General features: G+C 69.8%; 8 protein-coding genes. 4 read left to right on the forward strand and 4 right to left on the reverse strand.

Translation table 11 applies throughout. From position 1 onward, the window contains the following. Window positions 1-111: 111 nt before the first annotated feature. Window positions 112-1,494, reverse strand: coding sequence for a glycine--tRNA ligase (locus ACFV0Q_RS33745; RefSeq protein WP_385010655.1), 1,383 nt, complete (start codon window positions 1,492-1,494; stop codon window positions 112-114). 154 nt (window positions 1,495-1,648) lie between these two features. Here ACFV0Q_RS33745 and ACFV0Q_RS33750 point away from each other — a divergent pair, with 154 nt between their 5' ends. Genes ACFV0Q_RS33750 through ACFV0Q_RS33765 form a run of 4 tightly spaced genes read left to right on the forward strand, consistent with a single transcriptional unit; the run spans window position 1,649 to window position 4,769 of the window. Next, window positions 1,649-2,608, forward strand: coding sequence for a metal ABC transporter substrate-binding protein (locus tag ACFV0Q_RS33750; RefSeq protein WP_385010657.1), 960 nt, complete (start codon window positions 1,649-1,651; stop codon window positions 2,606-2,608). Further along, the gene (locus ACFV0Q_RS33755) at window positions 2,608-3,423 is read left to right on the forward strand and encodes a metal ABC transporter ATP-binding protein (RefSeq protein WP_385010659.1); all 816 of its coding nucleotides are present in this window, start codon (window positions 2,608-2,610) and stop codon (window positions 3,421-3,423) included. The genes ACFV0Q_RS33750 and ACFV0Q_RS33755 overlap by 1 nt, the downstream gene beginning before the upstream one ends. Next, complete coding sequence (locus ACFV0Q_RS33760; protein WP_385010661.1) at window positions 3,423-4,286, forward strand: metal ABC transporter permease; 864 nt, start codon at window positions 3,423-3,425, stop codon at window positions 4,284-4,286. The genes ACFV0Q_RS33755 and ACFV0Q_RS33760 overlap by 1 nt, the downstream gene beginning before the upstream one ends. A 51-nt stretch (window positions 4,287-4,337) precedes the next feature. Beyond that, on the forward strand, window positions 4,338-4,769 hold the full coding sequence (locus ACFV0Q_RS33765; RefSeq protein ID WP_078999356.1) for a Fur family transcriptional regulator: 432 nt from the start codon (window positions 4,338-4,340) through the stop codon (window positions 4,767-4,769). A 75-nt stretch (window positions 4,770-4,844) separates the two neighbouring features. Here ACFV0Q_RS33765 and ACFV0Q_RS33770 read toward each other — a convergent pair whose 3' ends face one another. The 3 genes from ACFV0Q_RS33770 to ACFV0Q_RS33780 all read right to left on the reverse strand — a co-directional run bounded on the left by ACFV0Q_RS33770 (window position 4,845) and on the right by ACFV0Q_RS33780 (window position 8,111). Next, entirely contained in the window at window positions 4,845-5,666 is an 822-nt protein-coding gene (locus ACFV0Q_RS33770) for an isoprenyl transferase (RefSeq protein WP_385010663.1), read from the reverse strand. 11 nt (window positions 5,667-5,677) lie between these two features. Further along, window positions 5,678-6,424, reverse strand: coding sequence for a DNA repair protein RecO (gene recO, locus ACFV0Q_RS33775; protein WP_385010665.1), 747 nt, complete (start codon window positions 6,422-6,424; stop codon window positions 5,678-5,680). Between the two features lie 97 nt (window positions 6,425-6,521). Beyond that, on the reverse strand, window positions 6,522-8,111 hold the full coding sequence (locus tag ACFV0Q_RS33780; protein WP_385010667.1) for a nucleobase:cation symporter-2 family protein: 1,590 nt from the start codon (window positions 8,109-8,111) through the stop codon (window positions 6,522-6,524). Window positions 8,112-8,710 lie beyond the last annotated feature (599 nt).

The raw sequence follows: 8,710 nt of genomic DNA on the forward strand, positions 1-8,710 counted from the left end.
TGGCCCGGCCCCCGGCCGTCCCCGGCCCGGCGCCGCCCGGCGGGGGCCGGCCCGCCGGGGGGCGGGGCGCGCCCGCCCCGCCCGGGGCCACCGGCTTTCGTACGGGGGGACCTAGCAGCCGAGCAGACGGCTGCCGAGGTAGCTCTGGATCTGGTCCAGGGAGACGCGCTCCTGCTTCATGGTGTCGCGCTCGCGCACGGTCACCGCGTTGTCGTCCAGGGTGTCGAAGTCGACGGTGACGCAGAACGGCGTACCGATCTCGTCCTGGCGGCGGTAGCGGCGGCCGATGGCGCCCGCGTCGTCGAACTCGATGTTCCAGTTCTTGCGCAGGTCGGCGGCCAGGCCCTTGGCCTTCGGCGACAGCTGCGGGTTGCGCGACAGCGGCAGCACGGCGACCTTGATCGGGGCCAGGCGCGGGTCGAAGCGCATGACGGTGCGCTTCTCCATGACGCCCTTGGCGTTCGGGGCCTCGTCCTCGTTGAAGGCGTCGAGCATGAAGGCGAGCATCGCGCGGTTCACACCGGCCGCCGGCTCGATGACGTACGGGGTGTAGCGCTCACCGGCCTCCTGGTCGAAGTAGGTGAGGTCCTGGCCGGAGGCCGCGGAGTGCGCCTTCAGGTCGAAGTCCGTGCGGTTGGCGACGCCTTCGAGCTCGGAGAACTCGTTGCCACCGAAGTTGAAGCGGTACTCGATGTCGGCGGTGCGCTTCGAGTAGTGGGACAGCTTCTCCTTCGGGTGCTCGTACCAGCGGATGTTCTCCTCGCGGATGCCGAGGTCGCGGTACCAGTTCCACCGCTCGGCCATCCAGTACTCCTGCCACTGCTCGTCCTCGCCCGGCTTGACGAAGAACTCCATCTCCATCTGCTCGAACTCGCGCGTGCGGAAGATGAAGTTGCCCGGCGTGATCTCGTTGCGGAAGGACTTGCCCATCTGCGCGATGCCGAACGGGGGCTTCTTGCGCGAAGTGGTCTGCACCTGGGCGAAGTTGGTGAAGATTCCCTGGGCGGTCTCGGGGCGCAGGAACGCCTTCGAGCCGGTGTCCTGGGTCGGGCCGAGGTGGGTCTCCAGCATGCCGGAGAACTGCTTGGGCTCGGTGAACTGGCCCTTCACACCGCAGTTGGGGCAGTTGATGTCGGCGAGACCATTGGCGGGCAGGCGGCCGTGCTTGGCCTCGTACGCCTCTTCCAGGTGGTCAGCACGGTGACGCTTGTGGCAGGAGGTGCACTCGGTGAGCGGGTCGGAGAAGGTCGCGACGTGGCCGGAGGCCACCCACACCTCGGGGGCGAGGATCACGGAGGAGTCGAGGCCGACGATGTCCTCACGCCCAGTGACCATCGCCTTCCACCACTGGCGCTTGATGTTCTCCTTGAGCTCGACACCGAGCGGGCCGTAGTCCCAGGCAGCCCTGGAGCCGCCGTAGATCTCACTGCACGGGAAAACGAAGCCACGGCGCTTGCTCAGGCTGACGATGGTTTCGATCTTGTCGGCGGCCACGGTGCTCTCTTCATTACGAGGACGAACGGCGAAGTCTTCAGGTTACCGGCGCCCACACCCCCCCTATCAAATCGGGGACCCCTTCTACGGAGCCCCACAGTCCGCTCACCAGGGTTTTTGACAATCGTTTCCATCTTTGATGAAAATGGATGTCATGAACGTACGACGCCTCATACCCAGCGCCGCCCTCGCCGGTGCCGTCGCCCTCGCCGCGACGGCCCTCACCGCCTGCTCCGGAACGGCCGCCGGTGACAGCGGCGGCACGGACGGCAAGCTCGCCGTGACGGCGTCGTTCTACCCGATGCAGTTCCTCGCCGAGCAGATCGGCAAGGACCACGTGAAGGTCGACAGCCTCACCAAGCCGGGCGTCGAGCCGCACGACCTGGAGATCACCCCGCGTCAGACCTCGCGGCTGGCCGAGGCGGACGTGGTGCTCTACCTCAAGACCCTGCAGCCCGCCGTGGACAAGGCGGTCGAGCAGTCCGGCGTGAAGAACGTCGTCGACGCCGCCGCCCTCACCACGCTGGAGACCCACTCCGCCGACGGCCACGACCACGCGGCCGAGGGCGACGGGCACGACCACGGCGAGGCCGGCACCGACCCCCACGTGTGGCTCGACCCCGCCAAGTACGCGGAGATCGCCCGGGGCGTCGGCGCCGCCCTGGAGAAGGCCGACCCGGACCACGCGGCCGACTACAAGAAGAACACCGGCGAACTCGTGACCAAGCTGGGCGCCCTGGACACCGAGTTCAAGGACGGCCTGGGGAACACGGCCTCCAAGACCTTCATCACCACGCACTCCGCCTTCGGCTACCTCGCCGAGCGCTACGGCCTCGACCAGGAGGGCATCTCGGGCGTCGACCCCGAGGCCGAGCCCAGCCCGGCCCGGATGAAGGAACTCCAGGCCGTCGCGAAGAAGGACAATGTGACCACCGTCTTCTTCGAAGCGCTGGCCAGCGACAAGACCGCCAAGGCGCTCGCCCACGACACCGGCCTGAAGACGGACGTCCTCGACCCCCTCGAGGGAATCACCGACAAGTCCCAGGGCGCTGACTACTTCGAGGTCATGCGGTCCAACCTGAAGAACCTCCAGAAGGCACTCGGGAGCAAGTAATGGCAGTAACGGAGGCGCGCGCCATGCAGTCCACGCCGCAAGAGGCCCTGGACCAGACCGTCATATCCCTGCGCGGGGCGACGGCCTCGCTCGGCTCCCGCCCCGTACTGCGCGGGGTCGACCTCACCGTCCGCCGCGGCGAGGTCGTCGCCCTGCTCGGCGCCAACGGCTCCGGCAAGTCCACGGCCGTGCGCGCCGTCGTCGGGCAGGTCCCGCTCACCGACGGCGAGCTGTCCCTCTTCGGCACCGACTTCAAGCGCTTCCGCCAGTGGTCGCGGATCGGCTACGTCCCCCAGCGCACCACCGCCGCAGGCGGCGTGCCCGCCACCGTCCGCGAGGTCGTCTCCTCCGGCCGGCTGGCCCGCACCCGCTTCGGGGTCCTGCGCAAGGCCGACAGGGCCGCCGTCGTACACGCCCTGTCCCTGGTGGACATGGAGGACCACGCCGACGCCTCGGTCAACGCCCTCTCCGGCGGCCAGCACCAGCGCGTGCTCATAGCCCGGGCGCTCGCCGCCGAACCCGAACTCCTGATCATGGACGAGCCGATGGCGGGCGTGGACCTCGCCAACCAGGAGGTCCTGGCCAACGCCGTACGCCGGCAGGTCGACGCCGGGACCACCGTCCTGCTGGTCCTGCACGAGCTGGGCCCGCTGGAGCCCCTGATCGACCGGGCCGTCGTCCTGCGCGACGGCTGCGTCACGCACGACGGCCCGCCCCCCGAGGCCGTGGGGCAGCACGCCCTGCCGGGCCACGACCACGTACACCCCCACTCGGCGCACGACGCCGAACCCCTGCGGACGGGACTGCTGAGCTGATGGGCCTCCTCAACGACCCCTTCATGGTGCGCGCGCTGATCGCCGCCGCGCTGGTCGGCGTGACCGCGCCCGCGATCGGCACGTACCTGGTCCAGCGCCGCCAGGCGATCATGGGCGACGGCCTCGGCCACGTCGCGATGACCGGTGTGGCGCTCGGCCTCGTCACGAACACCAGCCCGGTGTGGATGGCCACGCTCGTGGCGGTCCTCGGCGCCGTCGGCATGGAGGTGATCCGTTCCCGCGGCAGGACCAGCGGGGACATCGCCCTGTCCCTGCTGTTCTACGGGGGCCTCGCGGGCGGTGTGATGATCGTCAACGTCGGGGGCAGCTCCACCGCCAAGCTCCTCGGCCCGATGTTCGGCTCGATCACCACCGTCGCCCCCGAGGACGTCACCGCGATGGCGATCCTCGCCGCCTTCGTCCTCGCCGTCACCATCGGCCTGCGCCGCCAGCTCTTCGCCGTCTGCCAGGACGAGGAGTTCGCCAAGGTCACCGGCCTGCCGGTGCGCGCGCTGAACCTGCTGATCGCGATCACCGCGGCCGTCACCGTGACCGTCGCCATGCGCATCGTGGGCCTGCTGCTGGTCAGCGCCATGATGGTGATCCCCGTCGCGGCCGCCCAGCGGCTCACCCGGGGCTTCGCCGCCACGCTGGGCCTGGCCATCGGCATCAGCCTCGCCGTGTCCCTCGTCGGCACGAGCGTCACGTACTACGTCAACGCACCCTCCGGCGCCACGATCGTGCTGCTCGCCATCGCCGTGTTCATGACGCTGACGGCCGTTTCCGCGCCCCTGGCACGACGCCGGGCGGCGGCGGCCCGCGCGGCGGAGGAGGTCTGTACCCGGGGCGACGTGACAGTCTGAGGAGGACGGCCGCCTGGCACAATGGGCCGAGGCCGAAACGAGGAGGAACCGGTGGCGACTGCGCCTGGCGAGATGAATACCGCGCCAGTACGAGGACGATCCACCCGGCAGCGGGCCGCCGTGGCGGCGGCGCTGGACGAGGTGGACGAGTTCCGCAGTGCCCAGGAGCTGCACGACATGCTCAAGCACCGCGGCGATTCCGTGGGCCTGACCACCGTCTACCGCACCCTGCAGTCCCTGGCGGACGCCGGTGAGGTCGACGTGCTGCGCACCAGCGACGGCGAGTCCGTGTACCGGCGGTGCTCCACCGGGGACCATCACCACCACCTGGTCTGCCGCAAGTGCGGCAAGGCGGTGGAGGTCGAGGGCCCCGCGGTGGAGAAGTGGGCCGAGTCCATCGCCGCCGAGCACGGCTACGTGAACGTGGCCCACACGGTGGAGATCTTCGGCACCTGCGCCGACTGCGCGGCGGCGGCCGGCTAGCCGATCCGGGTCGGTTCCGGTCGAAGATCGAACGGATCCGGTCGATCTTCGACCGGATCCGCCGCCCCTTGCCGGTCAGCCCGTGGAGCCCTCGGACTGGTTCGGGACGGCGCCGCCGAAGCGGCGGTCGCGCTGGGCGTACTCCAGGCACGCGGCCCAGAGGTTGCGGCGGTCGAAGTCCGGCCACAGCACGTCCTGGAAGACCATCTCGGCGTACGCGCTCTGCCAGAGCAGGTAGTTCGAGGTGCGCTGCTCGCCGCTGGGGCGCAGGAAGAGGTCCACGTCCGGCATGTCCGGGTAGTACATGTACTTCGCGAAGGTCTTCTCGTTGACCTTCGACGGGTCCAGCCGGCCCGCCGCCACGTCCCGCGCGATGGCCTGCGCCGCGTCCGAGATCTCCGCGCGGCCGCCGTAGTTCACGCAGAAGTACAGGGTCATCGCGTCGTTGTCGACGGTCTGTTCCTGGGCGATCTGGAGCTCCTGGACGACCGACTTCCACATCTTCGGCATGCGGCCGACCCAGCGGATCCGGATGCCCAGCTCGTTCATCTCGTCGCGGCGGCGGCGGATCACGTCGCGGTTGAAGTTCATCAGGAAGCGGACCTCGTCGGGCGAGCGCTTCCAGTTCTCCGTCGAGAAGGCGTACAGGGACAGGTTCTTGACGCCCATCTCCAGGCAGCCCTTGAGCACGTCGAGCACGACGCCCTCGCCCACCTTGTGGCCCTCGGTGCGCGGCAGGCCGCGCTCCTTGGCCCAGCGGCCGTTGCCGTCCATGACGACGGCCACGTGGTTCGGGACCAGCTCACCGGGGATCTTCGGCGGGCGCGCACCGGACGGGTGCGGCTCGGGAACCTTGTACTCGCGGCGAGAGCGTCCCAGAATCCCGCGTCGTGCCATGTGCCCAGCTCCTATTTCTCGACGTATCGCAAGGAGCGTAGCCCGCGCTCCAGATGCCAGTGCAAATAGGCCGAGACCAGCCCGCTGCCCTCCCGCACGTGGCGCGCCTCGCAGGCGTCCGCGTGTTTCCAGTCGCCCGTCAGCAGCGCGCTGAGCAGAGCGATGGCCTCCGACGAGGGTACGACGGAGCCGGGGACGCGGCAGTCTCCGCATATGACCCCGCCCGCGGCGACGGAGAAGTGCCGGTTGGGTCCGTGGATGCCGCATTTCGCGCAGTCCTCGAAGCTGGGCGCGTAGCCGTTGACGGCGAGGGAGCGCAGCAGGAACGCGTCGAGGATGAGGTGCGGTTCGTGTTCGCCGCGCGCGAGGGTGCGCAGGGCGCCGACGAGCAGCAGGTACTGCTGTACGGAGGGCTCGCCCTCGTTCTCGCAGAAGCGCTCGGCGGTCTCCAGCATCGCGGTGCCGGCGGTGTAGCGGGCGTAGTCGGTGACGATGCCGTTGCCGTAGGGGGCGATGATCTCGGTCTGGGTGCACAGCGGCAGGCTGCGGCCGACGAGCTCGCTGCCGCGGGCGAAGAACTGCACGTCCGCGTGGGAGAAAGGTTCCAGCCGGGCGCCGAACTTGGACTTCGTGCGCCGTACGCCGCGCGCGACGGCCCGTACCCGGCCGTGACCGCGGGTGAGCAGCGTGATGATGCGGTCCGCCTCACCCAGCTTCTGGGTGCGCAGCACGATGCCGTCGTCGCGGAACAGGCTCATGCGCCCATTGTCACCTGTACGGGACCCCGCGCGGGGACGGCGAGAGCCCTCCGTCCGGACAGGGGTCCGGGCGGAGGGCCGTCGCCCCTTGGGAGGGTCAGGAGGCGGGCGGCGCCGCGTCGTCTTCCCCGGCGGCCTTCTCGGCACCGGCCGTGGCCGCGAGCGCGACGCCGACGGCGGCCTCGGCAACCGTCTCGGCGGGCGCTTCGGCGTCATCCGCCGTCTTCGCCCCGGTCCGCGCGGACGCCTCGGCCGCCTCAGGTGCCGGCGCCGTCTCGTCCGGGGCGGCCGCCTGGGCCGGCAGCTCGATCCGGGGGGCGTCGTGCGCGCCGTCCCCGCCCAGGCCGTTGAAGATCAGGTTCAGCACGATCGCAGCCGTGGCACCGAGCGTGACGCCACTGTTGAGGAGCGAGGAGAGGTCCGCGTCCATGTGGTCCTTGAAGAGCACCGGAACCGTGGCGGGGAGCAGCGCGAAGGCCAGGGAGACGCCCACGACGAGCGCGTTCTTCTCCTCCTTGAGGTCGACCTTGGCCAGGGTCTGGATGCCCGCCAGGGCCACCATGGCGAACATCACCGTCGCCGCGCCGCCGAGCACTCCGTGCGGGACCGCGGCGACGATCGCGGCGGCCTTCGGGATCAGCCCGAGAACGATCATGAAGACGCCCGCGGCGACCACGACGAAGCGGCTCTTGACCTTGGTCATGCGGACCAGGCCGACGTTCTCGGCGAAGGCCACGTAGGGGAAGGAGTTGAGGACGCCGCCGAGGGCGGTCGCCGCTCCGTCGGCGCGCAGGGCGCGGGCCACGGTCTCGCTGTCGATCTCCTTGCCGACGATGTCGCCGACGGCGTACGTGTCACCGGTGGTCTCGACCATGGTGATCAGCATGACGATGAGCATCAGCAGGATCGGGAACCACGCGAACTTCGGGGCTCCGTAGTGGAACGGGGTGGTGATGCCGATCCAGTCCGAGTCGCCCACGTCGCCGAACTTGGCGTCGCCGAGCAGGAAGGCGACGGCGGTGCCGCCGACCAGGCCGAGCAGGATGGAGATGCTGGAGACGAAGGGCTTGCCGAGCTTCATCAGGACGAGGATGAAGAGCATCGTGCCGCCGGCGTAGGCGAAGTGCTTGGGGTCGCCGAAGTCGGGGCTGCCGACACCGCCCGCGGCGTCGCCCAGGCCGACGGGGATCAGCACGACACCGAGGACGGTGATCACCGTGCCGGTGACGACCGGCGGGAAGAGCCTCATGACCGTACGGAAGGCCTTGGGCGGCAGCCAGGCGAAGGCGAAGGTGGCGATGCCGGCCGTGATGACCGCGCCGTAGATGACGAGCAGGCCCGCCGTCCCGCCGCCCGCCCCGAGGCCGATGGCGATCATCGGGGACACCGCGGTGAAGGTGACGCCCTGGATCAGGGGCAGGCGCGCGCCGATCCTGCCGATGCCCCACGCCTGGATGATCGAGGCGATGCCACAGGTGAACAGGTCGGCGTTGATCAGGTAGACGAGCTGCTCGGTGGTGAGCCCGAGGGCGCCTCCGACGATGATCGGGACGATCACCGCGCCGGCGTAGAACGCGAGTACGTGCTGGAAGCCGTACAGCGCGAGCTTGGGGAGGGGGAGCACCTCGTCGACCGGGTGCGTGCTCTGCTCTCCGTCGGTGGAAAGCCGGGCGGCGACACGTGCCATCTCTGCCTTGCCCTTCAATGAGGTAGGTAACCGAGAGGAATCGGGGGGATCTGGTTGTCCCTGGTCGAAGTGGGTCGCTAACCCGTTGGTTCGCCAGGGTTGTCAGTGAGAACACGTAGATCGAAGCCCCGCTGTGTTTCCGGCGGTGTCTCTTCGTGTGACCGGAATTGAACGCCTGTGGGAGGGCTCACAGATATCGTCGACTTCGACAAAGTGTTGACGTTCTGGGGCACGTGATCTGGAGGTTTCTCCAGTGGCGGAGTCCGTGCGGGCAGGGGTATGGCACCGGGCGACGGAAACCGCCGTTCCCCGCCGCGCACGCGCGAGCTCCGGTGCGCTGACGTGCCCGTACGCACTTCGCGGGCCTTGGGTCACGCACACGCGGCCGTACGCTTCCGGCCGTCCGAGGCGTGGACCGCCGGTCGGCGAGCGGAGGCCGCCACCCCCTGGAACGGCTCCCGAACCGCCCCTGTTCGGCCACGCCGGACCGGATCGTTACCTCGGAACGAACCGATCCGGACGCTTTCGGATACGAACGGGGCGTGGAACGCGGCCGGGGGCGGGGGGGGGGGCCCCCCCCGGGCGGGCGCCGCGGGGGC

Source organism: Streptomyces sp. NPDC059564 (assembly GCF_042735575.1).
Taxonomy (GTDB): domain Bacteria; phylum Actinomycetota; class Actinomycetes; order Streptomycetales; family Streptomycetaceae; genus Streptomyces.